This window comes from Zhongshania aquimaris (genome assembly GCF_019312595.1).
Lineage (GTDB): Bacteria > Pseudomonadota > Gammaproteobacteria > Pseudomonadales > Spongiibacteraceae > Spongiibacter > Spongiibacter aquimaris.
This window is the reverse complement of sequence record NZ_JAHWDQ010000001.1, coordinates 351924-369477: the sequence shown is the minus strand read 5'-3', so window position 1 is coordinate 369477 and position 17554 is coordinate 351924. Positions and strand designations below refer to the sequence as shown.

At 48.5% G+C, this 17554-nt stretch carries 16 protein-coding genes; 2 read left to right on the top strand and 14 right to left on the bottom strand.

Translation table 11 applies throughout. The annotated features are described in order from the left end of the window. Positions 1–12: 12 nt before the first annotated feature. The 11 genes from KXJ70_RS01795 to KXJ70_RS01745 form a co-directional block, all read right to left on the bottom strand. On the bottom strand, positions 13–2019 hold the full coding sequence (locus tag KXJ70_RS01795; protein WP_219041745.1) for a pilus assembly protein TadG-related protein: 2007 nt from the start codon (positions 2017–2019) through the stop codon (positions 13–15). Positions 2020–2024: 5 nt separating this feature from the next. Beyond that, a complete protein-coding gene (locus tag KXJ70_RS01790; protein ID WP_219041744.1) occupies positions 2025–2294 on the bottom strand; it encodes a DUF3613 domain-containing protein in 270 nt (89 codons plus the stop codon). Continuing rightward, positions 2291–2989: a tetratricopeptide repeat protein gene (locus KXJ70_RS01785; RefSeq protein WP_219041743.1), complete on the bottom strand. Its 699-nt coding sequence runs from the start codon at positions 2987–2989 to the stop codon at positions 2291–2293. The genes KXJ70_RS01790 and KXJ70_RS01785 overlap by 4 nt, the downstream gene beginning before the upstream one ends. A gap of 16 nt (positions 2990–3005) precedes the next feature. Next, a complete protein-coding gene (locus KXJ70_RS01780) occupies positions 3006–3875 on the bottom strand; it encodes a type II secretion system F family protein (protein ID WP_219041742.1) in 870 nt (289 codons plus the stop codon). 10 nt (positions 3876–3885) lie between these two features. Then, positions 3886–4749 carry a type II secretion system F family protein gene (locus KXJ70_RS01775; RefSeq protein ID WP_219041741.1) on the bottom strand — a complete coding sequence of 288 codons (864 nt, stop codon included), beginning with the start codon at positions 4747–4749 and terminating at the stop codon, positions 3886–3888. Positions 4750–4766: 17 nt separating this feature from the next. Beyond that, positions 4767–6020, bottom strand: a complete 1254-nt coding sequence (locus tag KXJ70_RS01770) for a TadA family conjugal transfer-associated ATPase (RefSeq protein WP_219041740.1) — start codon at positions 6018–6020, stop codon at positions 4767–4769. Positions 6021–6037: 17 nt separating this feature from the next. Continuing rightward, on the bottom strand, positions 6038–7345 hold the full coding sequence (locus KXJ70_RS01765; protein WP_219041739.1) for a type II and III secretion system protein family protein: 1308 nt from the start codon (positions 7343–7345) through the stop codon (positions 6038–6040). 41 nt (positions 7346–7386) lie between these two features. Continuing rightward, the gene (gene cpaB, locus KXJ70_RS01760) at positions 7387–8310 is read right to left on the bottom strand and encodes a Flp pilus assembly protein CpaB (protein WP_219041738.1); all 924 of its coding nucleotides are present in this window, start codon (positions 8308–8310) and stop codon (positions 7387–7389) included. Between the two features lie 168 nt (positions 8311–8478). Next, positions 8479–8961 (bottom strand): TadE/TadG family type IV pilus assembly protein, encoded by a 483-nt coding sequence (locus tag KXJ70_RS01755; RefSeq protein ID WP_219041737.1) that lies wholly within the window; start codon positions 8959–8961, stop codon positions 8479–8481. Between the two features lie 40 nt (positions 8962–9001). Beyond that, positions 9002–9454 (bottom strand): prepilin peptidase, encoded by a 453-nt coding sequence (locus KXJ70_RS19495; RefSeq protein WP_369409757.1) that lies wholly within the window; start codon positions 9452–9454, stop codon positions 9002–9004. Positions 9455–9472: 18 nt separating this feature from the next. Next, positions 9473–9670, bottom strand: a complete 198-nt coding sequence (locus tag KXJ70_RS01745; RefSeq protein WP_219041735.1) for a Flp family type IVb pilin — start codon at positions 9668–9670, stop codon at positions 9473–9475. Between the two features lie 187 nt (positions 9671–9857). Between KXJ70_RS01745 and KXJ70_RS01740 the strand changes: the two genes are divergently transcribed. Together KXJ70_RS01740 and KXJ70_RS01735 are read left to right on the top strand one after the other, a co-directional pair. Then, positions 9858–10298 carry a regulatory protein RecX gene (locus KXJ70_RS01740; RefSeq protein WP_219041734.1) on the top strand — a complete coding sequence of 147 codons (441 nt, stop codon included), beginning with the start codon at positions 9858–9860 and terminating at the stop codon, positions 10296–10298. Between the two features lie 598 nt (positions 10299–10896). Beyond that, positions 10897–11325, top strand: a complete 429-nt coding sequence (locus tag KXJ70_RS01735; RefSeq protein ID WP_219041733.1) for a Spy/CpxP family protein refolding chaperone — start codon at positions 10897–10899, stop codon at positions 11323–11325. A gap of 80 nt (positions 11326–11405) precedes the next feature. Here KXJ70_RS01735 and KXJ70_RS01730 read toward each other — a convergent pair whose 3' ends face one another. The 3 genes from KXJ70_RS01730 to mnmC form a co-directional block, all read right to left on the bottom strand. After that, positions 11406–14369, bottom strand: coding sequence for an insulinase family protein (locus KXJ70_RS01730; RefSeq protein WP_219041732.1), 2964 nt, complete (start codon positions 14367–14369; stop codon positions 11406–11408). 105 nt (positions 14370–14474) lie between these two features. Then, entirely contained in the window at positions 14475–15341 is an 867-nt protein-coding gene (locus KXJ70_RS01725; RefSeq protein WP_219041731.1) for a glutaminyl-peptide cyclotransferase, read from the bottom strand. Between the two features lie 139 nt (positions 15342–15480). Beyond that, entirely contained in the window at positions 15481–17544 is a 2064-nt protein-coding gene (gene mnmC, locus KXJ70_RS01720; RefSeq protein ID WP_219041730.1) for a bifunctional tRNA (5-methylaminomethyl-2-thiouridine)(34)-methyltransferase MnmC2/FAD-dependent 5-carboxymethylaminomethyl-2-thiouridine(34) oxidoreductase MnmC1, read from the bottom strand. Between the last annotated feature and the right edge of the window lie 10 nt (positions 17545–17554).

The following is a 17554-nucleotide window of genomic DNA, read 5'->3' as shown; positions in this document are numbered from 1 at the left end:
TGAAGTGTACTTTTAATTTGTTAATCTCACTTTGTCGTTTTCACAGTTGAGGGCAGCGCCAACTTCGGCGTTCGCTAAGGACACGCCGAGCGTAGTTAATAAGGAATTTACTAAAGGGTCTAAAATGGGTGAAAGCGCGGTGGCTAAAATGCCGTTTATACTCGAAATCAGTGCGCTAGATGTTCCTCCAACTAAACTGAGTACGCCACCTAATAGATTGCCGTTGCTGGGTTCGTAGAACTCCAACTCTACTCCTAGCAGCGTACTTGTTAAGCTCGCGATAGGGTCATCTGCGGAGAAGCTCTGGTAAGAATTTTCTATGTCGTCTTTAACATTGGGTAGATACGTGTCATCAGGGTTGTTTGCAAACGTTGAAAGGTTTTCAGGTCCATCACCTAGAATTGAAGTATCTAACTTGAGGCCAATACCGCCTCCTGCAAAGGCCTGCCGATCTGCGAGTGTTTTATCCGAAGTCCATCCGGCTCCCTTTTGATATTCATAGCTGCATCCGAAAATGATGACACAGGTTTTTCTGACGCGGATTGTTCCGATATCTATAAGAGGTATTGGTTGAATTTCAAGCTCATCATCTGAAAAGAAGTTGCTTGCGGCATCGTCGGCGTTACTACCGAACTGACCAAGCGCAACTGAGGCGACTGAAGTAGAAACTTCAGCGTTTAAATTTTTATTGCCGTCAATGTCGCAGTCGGCATCTTTAACGCGCGCTTCGCCATTACCTGCGCTAATTGCAATATCTACCCTAGGCGACGCTAAAATTTTAATGTCGACTTGATCTTTTGTTGATGTGCATGTGACAAGACAAAGTATATCGCCTAGAGCGCCAATCAAATCGAGTGTAAGAAGGCTGTTTACGACATTGCTTACATCCGCTATAAGTGGTGCTGAGAGTAGTGCTGTAAGGTTGTTTAGTACAGTACCTACAATCGGTAAATCGAGTGAAACAAAGGCCTTTACCTGCGAGGTGTTGGCAAAAATCGCGTTGTTTCCATAGGGGTCAAGTTCAGCAAGATCTGGGTTGCCAATAGCTGTTTGTGCGGGCTCAGTGATTTTTGCCTTTACCGTTGCACTGGCAATCCCAAGTGGTACTGCGACGTCAGCGACTATGCCGCTGTTGACGCTGGCCAATTGAACGGCACTTCCGAGAAGTTGCATCAGGGGAAGGTTTACATCAAGTGAGGTTTTTGAAGCGTCATCTTGTATTTGAAGGATTTCACTGAGATTTAGATCTGAAATTGCCCCTGGAATATCCGATACGATGGATTGTAATGCGCTAACGGGAGTAGCACTCGCACCGTCGGCTTGTAATACATTTGCACCGACATCTAAAAGATCTGCAAGACTAATATCAGCGTTGAGCAGTGCGTCGTAGTTGCCCGCGCTGATGCCCACTTCAGATGCGAGGGCATCGAAAAAATTAAGCAAATTAATATTGGTATCAAGTAAACTTTCCCAGTCACCGACTGTAAGGTTAAGGGTTGTGCCAAGCAGGCCGCCCAATACAGAGTTGAGCACGCCGCCATCGACCGCAGCGATATTAGACCTAATTGAAATTAGGGCAGTAGGTTCGCATGCCTTGGCTGTAGCTGTTGCGGTCAGATTTACCTCATTGTCGTCACTGGGCAGTAATTGTTCAAACAGAGACGCGGGCACTTTATAAGATAGTGCGACGGTAACGGCATTGCCATTTCGTGTAACCGTTGCTGTGCTGTTGGCGTCGTTCCCTCGAAAATCATTTCTCTGAGCGGAAAGCACATTCATATCAGCTACAGTTAATGATTCAACATCTAGTGAATGATCTCGACAATAGAGAAGCGCTGTCTCTATAGCCGCCAAATCCGCATTTTTCTGTAACGAACGTTTTTCTAAATACAGGCGCCCGGTATCGGTAACCACAGCGAGAAATGTAAATAAGCTCAGCATCATCAACACAGCGAGAAGTGTCGTTACCCCGCGCTGTTTTCGATAGAAATGACTTGATATTCGCCGCTGTGTTTGCATGTTGATTACTCTTCGTTGAACGAATCGTTGCTAAAGCGTTCTGGTATGGCATGCGAGAAGCTCTTTACATAGCGGTTATACACTTCGGTACTGACTTTGCCGCTTAGGTACTGTTCTTCCGTGCTTGCATTTTGTCCAGAGCGCTGTAGCTCAAGTAGACGATGGGTAGCGGTTTGTGGCGCTGGGTTTTGGGTGTAAATAACTTCCGGCTCGGCAAAAACAGCTGCCGAAAAAGTTGTAACACCAATAAAACATGCGATGGTTAATTTATTCATAGTGGTGCTCCTTGTTCAATGACATTGCTACCGGCAATTGTGGGTTGTTTAAATGCGTTGGCTTGGCTTAGCAGCTCTCTAAATTCTTGCGATGGGATACCGTTATTTTTTGCCATGCGCAGGGCGGTTCTGCTGTCGCCATCCAGTATCAAACTCATTACCATATTGCGAATGGCAACTGGGTGGCCTGGCTGTAGCTGTAAAGCGGTCATAAACTCGCGCTGTGCGCCCTTAAAATTCTTGTGGGCTAACAGAATAAAACCGTAGTCGTTGCGAATGTCGGCATTGCTTGGGGCAAGGCGACGTGCTTTTAGCATTTGCTGATGAGCTTGTGGGATATCGCCGCGGGTCGCTAAAATTTTTGCCATACCGGCGTGACCGAAAGCGGCCATGCAAGTTAGGCTTAGGTTTCGATAGCTTGTGTAGGCTTCATCTAGCATACCCGTATTGCGTTGCGCTTCAGCGCGCAGTCTTAACACCCGCGGAGAGCTGTCAGGCGCTTTTTCAAGATAGGCTAGCGCTGAGTAATACTGTTTTTCCGACACTTGCTGCTCGATTAAATCTAGTGTGACGCTTTCCTCTTTGCTAGTTGGGACGTTGCAATTACTGGCAGCGGCTTGCTTGGAGGCGGGCGTATTAGCACAGCCGCTCAATAGCAGCACTAGCGTGCATGTGGAAATTAATAATTTACTCATGTGCAAAGCTCCTTCCTTAGTTTCCTAGGTTGCCTAATGCGGTTGAAATTGACATAAGGGCGGGGCCAGCTACAACGATCAATAGGGCAGGGAATAAAAATACCATCATGACCAGCGACATCTTTCCTGACATCTTGTTAACTTGCTCGTGAAGATCGAGCTTTCTGCGGTTTTGTAAAAGTTTGTATAGTTCATCAAGGGCTTTATCAATGCTGCCACCAGTAATGGCTTGTTGGCGGACAACAATAAGGTATTCTTTAAATCCCTCAGCGTTGGTGCAACCTATTAGCTCATACAGCGACTCTTCCTGACTTTGGCCGGATTCAATCTTGTTTACCGCAAGTTGTAATTCCTGCGAACAGGTTGGCGCAAGATTGCGTAATTGATCGCAAATAATCGCTAGTGTTTTAGGAAGTGATAAACCCACGCGCCAAAGCATCCTTGTTGTTTGAACCAATATCAGTGTCTCTTGGTTAAGTTTCTCTTGGCGATCTTCGGCAATTTTCTTCAAGAAGAAATAGGCCAGATAAACCAGTAACACAAACCCACCTGTAATGGTAAATAGTATGGTGGTAGCGGGGGTGCCATTGAAATATGTATATATACCAAGGCATATAGCGATACAGATAATGGCGATAAGTGTTATGGAGATGGCGTTGACCTGTTGTTCGCTGTTTAGCAAGCCCGCGCGACGCAGTAACTGGGATAGCGATGCAATATGGGTGTTTTCTTCACGTAACTGGCGCCACATATCCTTCGAGCTAAACTCGAATTCCTGGGGCTTCCCTGATGAGGCCGTTTCTACGTGTGCTATGGCTAATAGCAGTACCGGGGCGGTGCAAAGTATTACTGCGCCGATGATGTAGTAAAGGTGGTGCGCTTCCATGGTTTTCTCCTTATGCCCCAATTGATTTGATCATGCGCCACAACACAATAACGCCGAGCAATTGCATGATGACGGCAGCCATTAACGTTTGTTGGCCTCCGACGGTATTCCACATGTCTGTGAGGAACTTCGGATTGTTAATAAAGGTATATGCCGCAATGGCGGGAGGGAGCGCGGCTAGGATTGCTGCGGTAACCCGAGTTTCGCCTGTCATGGCGCTAAGCTCTCGTTTACCTGAGTCCTGCATTCGTAAAATATCGACGATATCGTCGAGAATCGATCGAATACTGCCACCATACTGTTCGTTTATGCGCAGTGCTGTTGCGAGCACATCAAATTCGTTTAGCTGGTTAACGCGTGCTTCACGTTCAAAGGCCTGATGAAGGTCGTAGCCGTAGTGTACGCGCCTAACAACTCGTCTCATTACAGTGCCTAGCGGCCGCTCTAAAGTTTCTACAGAGTCAGCGAAAGCATTTTCTACAGATATACCAGCGGACAGGCGCCGCGTTACTTGGTTAATAAATGAAGGAAGCTGTTCTAGCATTTTAGCCCGTCGTTGCGCGCCAATTATTTTAACGAGCGAAAAAGCAACAAATACGACACCAGCTGCTGCGAGGACACCCACCTTGATAGGCAGGATTAGCAGGCTTAGCGCGATACCAGTGAGCATAATTGCAATGGCAACGTAGACAATCGCAGGTGGTAGTTCAACGCCGTTGCTGCCGAGGTAGTTCTCTAATGCCGCCGGCAGCTTGGGGCCGGTCTCCGGAATAATTTCATTCTCGGGCGTCCGCGTTTCGGATTCGCCACTAATCAGCATTAGCACCACAAAAGCTAAGCCGACCAGAAGTAGTGCGAGTGCAATCCATAACATAGCGAAACTCCTTTAGCTCAGATTTGCGCCAAGTCAGGTGAGCGAGTTGTATCCTTAGCTCCGTCAACGCGAAGTACTTTTCGGCTTGCATCGTCGTAGCAGAAGATATCTTTTAGGGTTAGTTCATTATTGATGACATGTAGTTCTGAGATCTGAAGCACACAGCGGCGTCCATCTGATTTGCGGCCTATATGCACAATTAAGTCGAGTGCGCTGCCGATCATTTTTAGGATTAACTCGCCAGTGCCTTTGAAACCGGAAATACCCACCATCATTTCGAGACGCGTAATGGCATCGCGTGCTGAGTTTGCGTGCACGGTACTCATAGAGCCATTGTGGCCAGTGTTCATCGCTTGCAGAACGTCCAGAATTTCGCCGCCACGGCTTTCGCCCACGATGATGCGGTCTGGGCGCATACGCAGGGCATTTTTCACAAGCTCTCGTGCGGTGATTTCACCGACACCTTCATTGTTCTCTGGGCGGGTTTCTAAGCGAACCACGTGCCCATTGCGAAGCTGAAGTTCAGCCGCGTCTTCTATGGTGACAATCCGCTCGGTGCTAGGAATAAATTGGCTGAGAATGTTGAGCAATGTTGTTTTACCCGAGCCAGTTGCACCACTTATTAGAATGTTGGTGCGGTTGCTTACCGCATTAGTAAGATACTCAAGGACATCTTCACTGATTGAACCGGTTGCTAGCAGTTCTTGCGCGGTGAGTGGATCTTTGCGGAACTTACGAATTGAAAGGCAGGGGCCATCGAGTGCGAGTGGTGGCACAATCGCGTTGATACGGCTGCCATCCTCAAGACGACCGTCAACAATTGGGCTGGACTCATCAATACGGCGGCCCAAGGGTGAGATCATTCGGCGAATAACCCGCAGTACGTGACGGTTATCGAGAAAGCGCATATCCGCCTTTTCGAGTACGCCGGCACGTTCGATATAAATATTACGCGGACCGTTAATCAATATGTCGTTTATCGTTGGGTCATCTAGAAGACTTTGCAGCGGCCCAAAACCGACGATTTCATTCAGTAAGTGCTTTTCTAATGAAAGGAATGTCTCGCGGTCGATGGTTGCTTCGTAGATTCGACAGTATTGACGAATGTACGCCGAAATCGCCTCTTCCAGCTTTTTCTGATTGTCGTCGTAAATGATTTTGTCATCTTCAATTCTATCGATAACAAACTTGTGCATATCTGACTTTAGTTTTTCATAATCGTCAGTAGGGGCAACTGGTTTACTTGGTGTTCTTCGTTCAATCAATCTCATCACGGAATACCTAATAATCAGTTAGAAAAGCCGACGCCGGCTGACGGTTTTGAAGTCTTACTTGAGCTAGTACCCTTTTGTGAATCACCAAATAACATATTGGTGAACGAGGGGGTGTAGTCTTGGTAAATTGCACCCGGTAACTCGCGCAGCTCTGTATTTTTCGCAATGGGTTTGACTAGGTGAGGCGTTACTATCATCACCAATTCTTTGTCGTCCTGTTCAAAACGTGTAGAGCGGAACAGTGCACCAAGAATGGGTATGTCACCTAATCCAGGTACTCGATTTGCATTGTTGAACGTGTTGCGAGTGACTAAACCGCTAATGACGAAACTTTCACCTGGAGCTAGCTGAATCGCTGTATCGGTTCTGCGAACTCGTAGGGCTGGAACAGAAACACCACTTGCTTGAACTCCGCTATTAAAATCGAGATCGCTCACTTCTGGGGCAACCTTTAACATAATGCTGTTTTCGCTTAGCACAGTTGGTGTTAGACGTAGACGAACACCAAACTCCTTAAACTCAATTTGTACTTGGCCGTCTCTATTAGAAACAGGGTAGGGGAACTCGCCGCCCGCTAGGAAGCTGGCAGTTTGTCCAGACAGACTGACTAGTGACGGTTCCGCCAAAGTGTAGGCGTAGCCATTTTGTTGTAGGGCATTCACTGCAGCCTTGAAGCTGCCCGTTGCGTGACCTACTAAGATAGATGAGGTATCGCTGCCCGTTGCGATGCCACCAAGTAGTTGACCAACTGGGTTGCCGCTTAATATGGGTAATAGGCTTGCTGCACCGGTGGCAATGGATGTGTCTCCGCCGGTGTATGCCAATGCGGTACCAATCTGCTTTAGTTGCGAGCGGCTATATTCAATAATTCGAATGTCAGTCTGAACCTGAATCGCGCCTTGTTGCACTGTATTGTCGATTGCCTTTTCGCCTGCTTCAGCAATAAGTTGATCATGCTGGATAAGGGACTGTGTTTTACCTTGCAAAACAATATTGTCACCTGATGCGTCGATGGCAATGCCCGCGGTGCTAGAACTGGCGACATCAGGCACGACATCGATTTTGAATACGGTCGGATCGCCACTACCTTGCCATAGCAAAAGTTGTGTCGACCCAATTTGTTTCGCAGTAATCAGAAACTGCGTCGAATTCAACACTTTAAGACTCGCGATGGCTGGGTTGCCAATGGCGCTACGCTTCACACTGTACTGTGTGGTTAGCGCTTGCTGTTCGCCAGTAGTCATGCGCATGGTTTTGTAGGGGCTCGCCTGAGCTACCGAAACGAGCGCAAGTAGCAAGCTAAATATAAATCCTTTTTTCATCTTGGATACTCCTTCAGTGCCCTTGAAATTGCTCGTTTTCATTAGTTACGTACCGTAATTGTTTCGACTGAATCACCGCTATAAACATAGACAGATTTCGGTGCTGGTGGTGGTTTTAAACCGGTAACATCGCGGATAAATGCAGTGCGGTCGGCGTCACTCATGTGCTTGCTTAGTGATGCCTCAGTGTCTGCGCTGGCAACTTCGTTACCGTCCTCAGGCTCCATGTCGATCTCACCTATTGCGACTAAGCGAAGATCACCGCGGTCCTCCGCGAGTGTCAGAACTGGGATGTCCTCTAGAGCAATCTCGAGGACGGCTGAGCGACTGCTTTTTCCAGACTCTTTTTCTGCTTTTGCGCTAGACTTTTTCTTGTTGTCGGTAACGACAATATTTTTATCTGCACGTTCAACATCCGTCCCAAATGCAATGACCCGGATATTTTTAAGCAGGCGTCGAGACATGCTTTTGTTGTAGGTTTCTTTTGATGCTTTAACTGTAAAAACGACATCAACACGGTCACCAGGTTGTAGAAATCCACCTGCTCCGGATGCTTCATCAACTTTAATTGCCAGTGCGCGATAGCCTGGGTTGATATACGGTGCCAAGGTGCTTTGTTTTTCAAAATCACTGGCGCGAATGATTGCGCCTACCGCAACTTTAGACTCTAACTTCTTATTGATAATGTCTTCTGCTTTCGTGAAGCTGCCGTCGACAAGAAGGGGGTAGGGGATAAGTTGGACGTCTTCAGCAGTAATGATTTCGCCCTTATCCATGCCGCGATTTGCGATAAGCAATTTTTGCGCATAGGCAAAGTTGGTTTGCTCTGCAGTACTCGCTTGCGCCTGAGACACTGATCGGCTCTTTGACGAGTCCTCCTGACTTATTTTGTAGCCAATTATCCCCATAAATACAGCGCTGATAATCAGCAATGCGGCGATAATCTTTAATGTCCTTGCTTGCATAGTCGTATCCCTAAAAAGGTCAATAAATTGAAGTGCTATTTATTACCACTGTCTTTAAAACGAATCTTAAGTACTGTGTCATAGTGATGCTATTGTGGCTGTTACGTATGAAGCTTGCTGCTTTTGCATGAGGTGCTACGAATGCTGTTGCGTTCGTGTTCCATCCTGTTAAAACAACAAGCTAGCTTTACCGCTTAGTTGGTCGGGTAAGGTAGGCAGTTTCCCAAAGCCCGGCATGCTGATTCCGTCTAGCAGCGGCGCTGCTGATACCGTAACTTCACATATAATACCGTCAAGCGCTGGTTCGCCATCTTCCGGTACAGAGGCGTCTCGGCAGTCGCTGCTCCATACAAGGGAGTCTGGAGAGTAGATAAGTAGCCCATCCGCATCATCTTTCTTGAGGCGGATATTTGCTATGGTGTTTATCTCTGTTTCCCAGTCTTCGGGGGTCTCGCAATCTTCGCACACCAGTGCGGCTCGCAAAACCTCCTCGCTTGAATACGTGAAGTTCTGAACTAATAGGAATGCCAAGCCATAAACGATGATTGCGTAGCAAATTATGAAGAGAACAGGGAAGATAAAAACGAACTCAATGGCAACGGCACCTTTTTGCCGCTGCAAAAATGAGCGATAAAAATTGCGGTTTACCATTGTCGTGCTCCATGCGTAGATTAGTGAATGATATATTGATTTAAGTGATAAATGACACAAAGATCGCGCCGATTGCGATTGCACTTCCAAGTGGAACGCCGCGATGAAATGGCTTCGTCCTTGTGGTGATCACATTTGGATAGCGCGCTGTTATTAATGGCATCCTTGCAAAAAAATATGCGAAAGACATTAATAACAGCAAGCTAACTACTCCGATAGAAAAAATCCAAAGTAGTTGAATAGGTGTCCATAGAGGGGATATCGCTAACATGAGCTTCAAGTCACCGCCACCGACTATGCCTTTAACATATCCCGGTAGTGTTATTGCCAGACCAATACCGATATTTATGCAAATGACCGTTAGGCTAATATCATGGGATAAGGCGGCAAAGCATACCGCCCATCCCACGAGTATCAACAGCAAGCTATTTGGTATCCGCCTATACTTCCAGTCAACATAAGCGATAACTGAAAGGATACAAAGTGCTGGCATTAACACAATAAGCTCGACTTATTTTTCGAGTTCAGTCTGAACGTTGGTGAACGCTTTCTCGATACCCTTGGTGCCGTCTTCACCGCCACCCAGTAAGCTGATGCCGTAAACGATGATGATAACAAGCAATGCAGCCATGACTGAGTATTCAATAGCGCTGGCGCCGCTCTCGTCTTTTTTCAGATTGTTCAGTTTGCTAGTAATTTTGTTTAACATGATTCATTCTCCGTGATTAATATAAGAGGACCGAACAGCGCAGGTTTTCCCTCTCGGCCTTGGTGCTTACTTTGGTCTTTACACAGATTTAATGAAATAAGTAGTTGCCGAAGCCGACTTAAGGGAAATAGCAGGTTTTATAGGGTTTTGTGATGTTTTTCGGGTTTTTTGTGACGTGGAGCACGTTTTGTCTGCAAGTGTAATCAAGGCTATTCGAATTAAAGCGATGGATTTTCTCGCTAGACGCGAATACTCGCGACATGAGTTACACCAAAAATTGACACAGCGATTTCCTGAAAGCACGGAAATAAACTCGGTGTTAGATCAGTTGATAATAGATGGCTTACAGTCAGATAGTCGCTTTGCTGACTCCTTTATGCGCTTGCGGGTAAATGCAGGGTACGGCCCCCAGTATATTCGCGCGGAACTGCGCCAGCGCGGTGTGGCTGAAAACGTGGTTGAAGACACATTTTCGAACCAAGATGTAGATTGGGTGACGGTGGCGCAGCAATTATTTGAGAAAAAATATGCGGGACAAGATATGTCTGACGCTAAGCTGCGGGCTAAGTGTCAGCGCTATATGCAGTATAAAGGCTTTGCCTTTGACCATATTCGTGAGTTGTTTTGATTTTTTCGTAGTGCCTGCATTATTAAAAGCCCCGTCGTATTGAATTCACGAAGCCCTGGTTTTTCATGGCCGAATAAAATATCGCTACCATTGGTCGCGAAAAATTGAATCATGCTTGGTCGAGTTAAGGCTTCTCGATGATCGAAACTGATGAGTTTCTACTTAAATTCAGAGCAGGCCAGAGGCCGAGGTATTTGGATCCCCGATCGGGGTCGGGGATGACGGTTTGTAGTGTGGTCGGTGATGACCGTGGTATCTCCCTGCATCGTCATACTCGGCCACGACCGAGTATCCAGGTGAGCGGCAGCGAACGTCTTTGGCATCAGACTCCCGACATCCGACGAAACCCAAGCGAAAGCCTTTAGCGTCAGACGTCCGACAAATCTAATCGTTTTTGACGGAGTACAGTGCGACTCATAGCCCGAGTGTATGTGGATCCCGATAGGGGCAGGGGATGGCAGTTCCTCGCTTTATCTGTTTCAGTGAACAGTAATTGAGCAGGTATTGGCGACGTATACGTAATATCAGCGCTGTGCATTTGGGGCTTTTTGCGATTACTATGTTTAGATAATACTGTTGTTAGTTTAGTGGGGAAGTAATGAAGAAATTTAGCTTTATCATGTTATTAAGTGCTGTTTTGAGCGGCGTTGCCATTTCACCAGCTTTAGCGAATGACGCTGCATTTGGCGGCGCGCGGTTAGATGTTTTAAGCGAGAAATTGAATCTTTCGCAAGGCCAGCAAGGGCAGATTCGAACCTTGCTTGAAAATTATGCCAAGGAAGCAGTTGTTATTCGCGACGGTCTCGTCGCTGCGCAGGAGAGCATTCGCCGCGTTAATTTGGCAAGGTTGGACGAGGCGGGTGTCGCGCGTTTAAGTCGAGAGGCAGGGCGGCTTTCGGCGGCGCATACTAAGGCGCTACTTGATACACAGCGCAAGTTCTACGCGGTGTTAAATAAAGAGCAAAAGCGCGCTTATAATAAAATACGTTCAGACGCGCTTCAGGCGGCGAAAACGCCAGCTAAATAAGATCTTGTTCGGCATATCTTTTTGTCTAAATAGCTAGCCCGCTTGCTGGGGCTAGCTAAAGTCTGTTCCAATTTAATCTTTTACAGCCTTTGAATGCTTAAGCCTTCTTGCGCTATCCAGTCAGACAGTGCATCTGCTTTGGTTTCGTTGCTGACAATCGCAATGCTCGCTTCTGCATTTGTAAAATACGTTTCGCAAACGCGCAGTAAGTCCTCCGCGGATACAGCGAGGACACGCTGGCGGAATTGACGGCGTTCGGCGATCGTACGACCAAAAATATTGCTGTGATAATCTTGCTTGGCTTCGCCTGCGGGCGAGCCGGGTTTGTCGATACTACCAACAACACCGAGAATGGCTTCTTCCAATCCCTGCGCCGAAACGGGCGTAGTGAGCATCCACGTGATCGATTTATCGAAATCGTTCAAGGTTTCTTGCAAGCGCGGGTCTCGGTAGGAGTAAAACCGGAATGCGGCTATGTTCGAGTCCTGCGAAGCGCCGCCGCCATAGGCGCCGCCTTGTTCGCGGATTGCACGGTGTAAGAAGCCATTGCGTAAATACACTGCAAATACGCTGAGTACTGGGGCGTCCGGGTGGCCAGAGGCTACGGTCGGGTAGGCTTTGGCGCAGAAGTTGACTTGTGAGTTGGCGAGCCAGAACTCTTTATTGATCCCTCGTAAGGCCGGTAGCTCAAACCCTTCGCTGGCGACGGCATTGAAATCCTGCCAAATCGGGCCGATGTCGGCACATAAACTTTGCAGCTGGTCGTTTTCGGCAATAATCAGCAATTGTTTATTACTGGAAAGCATTTTCTGGTGTATTGCCGCTAGCTCATTTGCAAGGTTCGCCAGCGAGGTCTTATCTTCGATGCGTTTGGCGAGTAGCTTGAGTTGCCGAATCCCGCTCAAGCCGCCTAAATCTTCATTAACCTTGGCAATCGGGCTCATCGCCGCACTGGCTGCACTCATTGCTAAGCTATGGCCATTGCCGGTGACGGCTGATTCGCGGCGCCCTTTAAGCTGGGCAATGAGTTCTTTTAGTCGGTCGTGCTCGTCAAAACGCAATTGCTCAAAGGTGTCGCGCATCAACTGGGATTGATCCGCGGCATTACGAAGTAGCGCTTTGGAAGACAGCACTAAGAAAGCTTGTGTTTCCTGTTCATTGTTAATGCCGCCGCGCATAGTGGTATAGGAGCTGATGCCGCCGCAAACCTGCGACTGGCGCGCCTGAACTTGAAGGTAACTTTGCGTGCCAAGGCCAAGCTCGGTCGCGACAAGAGTGTAAATGGAAAGTAGCGAAAGCTCGTCTTCGGTCAGTGCCGGCAAGCTCACAAGTAATTGCTGATAAACCAGCCCATTGGTGCCGCGACCATATTGTGTGTACGGTAAGTTGCCGAATTGCGCGGTGTCAAAGTGCAGGGCTGGAGTGTCTAGCGGCACGTCGTCAAGGGTGACTTTTGGCAAGATGGACTCGTCTTCTTCCATCGTTTGACGCTCAGCCAGGGCGGCTGCTTGATCGATGATGGCTTGCTTTTGAGCGTCGCTAAGCCCGTTTTTGATCGCTGTTAGGCGATCTGTTTCTGCTTTTTCTGCCCGCGCTTGAATGTTTTGGTCGGGACTCATCACCAAGGTCACTCGGTGAGGGTTGTCCAACAGATTTTGGGCAAGTTGTTTAATGTAGTCTGGGTTGGCAGTTTTATTTCTTATCGCCTGTAGCGCGGGGTCCAAATTGAGTAATTCAATCGGCTTGCCGCGATGCGTTGCGCTGCCCAAGGCGGTTAATATTAATTGCAGGCCATATGGATAGCCGTCACCACCGATTTCGCGCTGGCGCAGCTCTAGCTGATGCAAAACGGCATCGACATCCTCTTTGGGAATCCCATTTTCAGCGACATTTTTTAAGGTCTCAAGAATAAGGTTCTGAACCTCGTCGGTGTGTTCTACGTTGCTACCTTCAACACCGCAGGCCAACACCATCTCACGCATCGAGTCCTCTAGCCCACACATTGGCGACGGCGCGCTGCCAAGCGAGGTGGTTTCCAATGCGTGCATGAGTGGGCTGGCGCTATTGTCGAGCAGTACACCGGCAAGTAATTGCGCTTCTAACTGGGTCTCCAGCTCGGTGCTTTTGCCCATTAACCAGGCTACAACGATATGAGTCTTTTTGTCTGTGTCTTCAGACGGTGGCAATGGGTAGCTTTCTTGAACGCGCACCGGAGCGTGGTAACGCTTTTCATCGCCAACCGCGATATGGGTGTCGAGTGCCTCAAAGCGATGCAGTGCTAAATCTTCAAAGCGCGCCTGGTGTTCTGAGGCGGGAATATCACCAAAGGTCATAAAAATAGCATTGCTTGGGTGATAGTGGCTTTGATAGAAAGCCTTTAGTTGATCGTAGCTAAGGTCTGGTATGGCCTCGGGGTCACCACCGCTGTTGTAGTGGTAAGTAGTGCTTGGAAATAAATACTTACAGAGTGTATGCCAGAGTTGGCTGGGTACTGAACTCATGGCGCCTTTCATTTCATTGAAAACCACGCCTTTAAATTCTAACTCGGAATTTGGATCTGCAGGGTCTTTAAATTCCAGTCGATGTCCCTCTTGGGCAAAGTCTAGTGGGTGCAAACGAGAGAAAAAGACGGCGTCTAAATACACTTGCAGCAGATTTTCAAAATCTTTGCGATTGCTACTGGCGAAGGGGTAGGCCGTCCAGTCAGAGCTGGTAAATGCGTTCATAAAGCTGTTTAAGGAACGGCGAATCATCATAAAAAACGGGTCGCGAACCGGATATTTTTCGCTGCCGCAAAGGGCGGTGTGTTCCAAAATATGGGCAACGCCGCTGGAGTCTTTTGGCACGGTGCGCAGCGCCACGAGAAACACGTTTTCTGGATTGTCGCTGGCGATGTGATAGTGGCTGGCGCCTGTTTTGCTGTGACGGTACTCAGCAATGCACACTCCAAGTGCGGGTACATTTTCGTTGCTGATTAATTCAAAGCTGGGATATGCCTTTGGGTTTGCTGCTGTTGTTGCTGCTGCGGTGTCGACTTGAGTCATGCGTCATCCGTATATTTGGCGAAGAAGTAAATACTGTTGGTATTCTAGGCTCTGTGGGCGTGAATTGCATCAGCGCGACTAGGCTGTTTTGAATACGAACAAGGTTTAGTTGGCAAGGTGTGCGGGCAGGGCGGGCAGCTCGAATCTTATGCGGAATATGTTTGGCCAAAGCTTGCCGGTCACTAGCCAGCTATTGTCTCTGGCGTCGTAGGCAACGCCGTTTAACACCGCCTCGGGGGCTAGTGGGCTGGTTTTGTTGGCGGCGTCGACGAGTTCTGATAGATCTAGCTTGCTAAGCACCTTGCCATCGCGACCATCGATGATAAATAGATAATTGCTGTGCCATTGATTGGCAATGACGTAGTCGCCCACACATTCGAGCTCGTTTAGTTTAGTTACCGGTGAATTGTTTTCTGTAACGGTGAGGGTGTTAATCAAGGTCATTGTATCGGCAGCTAACCATTGTAACTCGCTGCTGCCATTGCTCATGACGAAGTGATCGGCGCGGCCCTTGACGATACTGGCGCAGAGTCCCCAGCCTTCACCTTCGTAGGGAAACACCCCGAGTAATTTAAAATGCTGGGGATCGATAATTAGGCCGCGTCCTGTGCGCCAGGTCAGCATATATAGCTTGCCGCGGTATTGGGTAATACCCTCAGCAAAAACAGTGTCTGGCAGGGCTGAGCCGCGGATGCTGCCGTTAGCAGCTGGTGGGAAATTACGAGCGATAATTTTAGAGTGACCGTAAAGGCCGCTGCTTTCGTAAAGCTTCCCTTGGTACAACTCTAGCCCTTGAGTAAATAGGGCGGGTTGATGCGGATAGGTGTTGATTAGTTCGTAAGCCAAGTCGGGAAACGCGCGGCTGGACAAAATCAGCGAAAACACGATAAGTGCCACGCCCACGCTACCGTGTCTCGCCATCTTAGCGATGCGGCGGCAATATGATCTGGTCTGGTTTACGAATTTGTTCACGTGTTATCTCAAAAGGTGGTGGAGCGCCGACCGAAATCAGTTTGTTTGAGTCTGCCATAAATCGGCTTTAGCTCGTAGCTTTAGTGCAAATCCCGCCGCAGACCTTAAGTGGAAATTAAGCGCAGATCAGAATGCCAGTCTAGATTTTTTGATTGCGAATGATTTTGCGCATGGTAAATCGTGCGGGTGATAGCGCTTCACACAAATGGCGAGGCAGAGGGCGCACCTCTCCGCATATATAGCTAGCCAGCAACTCTGCGCACACTGGGGTAGACGTTAGCCCGCGCGATCCGTGAGCTATATTGATATACAGCCTGGGGTAATTGCTCGCGGCGGTATCAATACATAGGCGAGCGTCTTTGCCCAATGCAGCATAGTTCTTGGCATAGTCTGCCACGATAGGTGCGGCCCCGACGATGGGGAGATAGTCTGAGCTGCTGCAACGCAGTGAGGCACGGCCGTCATGGGCGCTAGCCGTGCTTTTTAATAAATTAGGTGAGATTGCCTTTAGTTGGGCGAGATTTGAGTCATGATCAGATTCCCTGAGCGCGGTGTTCGAGTCCCTCAGAGTAAAGCTGGCGCCAATACATAATTTACCTGCTACGGGTGGGGCCAAATATCCCTCGTGGCAAATCACGCACTGGGGAATTTGTGTTAAATCAGACTCGTTTAGGTAGCTTAGTTGGCCGCGAATAGGTTTGATCGGCAGGTGTTGAGTTTGGGAAAATTGCAGCGCGTCGTTGCTGTTGGCGACTATAACCGCATCCGCGTCGACTATGATTTGCCCTTCGTCATCCAATACACACCATTGCCCATTTTCATTGTTTGAAAGTGAAACACCTTTACAGTGGGTGATAAGGCGAATATTGGGATGATCCAAGTCGGCGTTGCAGACACTTGGTGGCGCGAGCCAGCCCGCATTTGGATAATAAAAAGCTTGGCCGCTTAAGGAGATACCACTGATCTTTTCCAGCTCATCTCCGCTTAAAAACTGCAACCAATCTTGGTCGGCGAGTAGGTTTTTCAGCTGATCAAAGTGTACGGCGTCTTTCTTTGAGTTCGTGAGCTGCAAAACACCGCAGAGCTCACCGTCGATGACACCGCTGGCGAGCCGCTCGCGATAATGAGCCAAGGCATACAGAAAACTAGTCAGGGTGAATTGGTTTAAATCGCCAGGGGCAGGTGATAGTTTGGTATATAGCACGCCTTGCGGGTTACCTGATGCCCCACTTGCCGGTGTATTGCGTTCAATGACTGTGACTTTTATGCCGCGCTGGGCTAAAGCACGGGCTGTGCTGCAGCCCGCCAGACCTGCGCCGATGACTATTGCGCTATTTACCGCTGATGAAGCGGACGGACGGTGCCACGGTACCGCAACATATTCGGGTTTTGGCGCGTCGGCGTCGCTTTGATTTTTAAATGTGCCGCGCAACATTTCCCGTTTGCGACCGTAGCCGGTGACTTTCTCGATCGCAAAGCCTTGCCCACGCAGTCCGCGTTTAACAAAGCCCGCCGATGTGAATGTAGCGAATGTAGTGCCCGTGTCGCTGAGCGCCCCCATACAGCTAAACAAGGTGTCATGCCACATGTCAGGATTGCTCGCGGGCGAGAAGCCGTCCAGGAACCACGCGTCGACGCAAGGTGGTCGATCTAGCGGCGAGCTTTGTGATCGTGAGCTTGATGCGCTCGGCGAGTCTAGTAGTGCCGGCAGACACTCAAGTGCGTCACCGAACAGCAAATCTAGGCAAACTTGTGCACTATTCAACATTCTTCGGTGCTGACCTGGTAACAGCGGCGGATAATTGTGCTGTAGTATAGAGGCCAAATGAGTCAATTCTGGCCAGTATGCATGCGCTCTACGTAAGTCAGCTGGATGCAAAGGATGTTTTTCGACGGAAATAAAGTGGAGTTGCCAGTTGGACGGCGCTAAGGATTGCCAAAGCTGCCAAGCGAGTAAGAAGTTTAAACCAGTGCCAAAGCCGGTTTCAATGATGGTAAACCTTCCACTTTGCTGTGTGTCCAGAGCTTCCCAGCGTTCAGCTAACTGATTGTGAAATAAAAAAACATGGCGGCTTTCATGGATGCCGCTTTCCTGACTGAAATAAATATCGCCGTAAGTATCGGCCCGGGGGACACCATCAGTTCCCCAATCGATACTGGCGGCCTCAAGAAAATAGGGGTTGGGGTGCGAGCTCTTAGCCATTGTGTATATA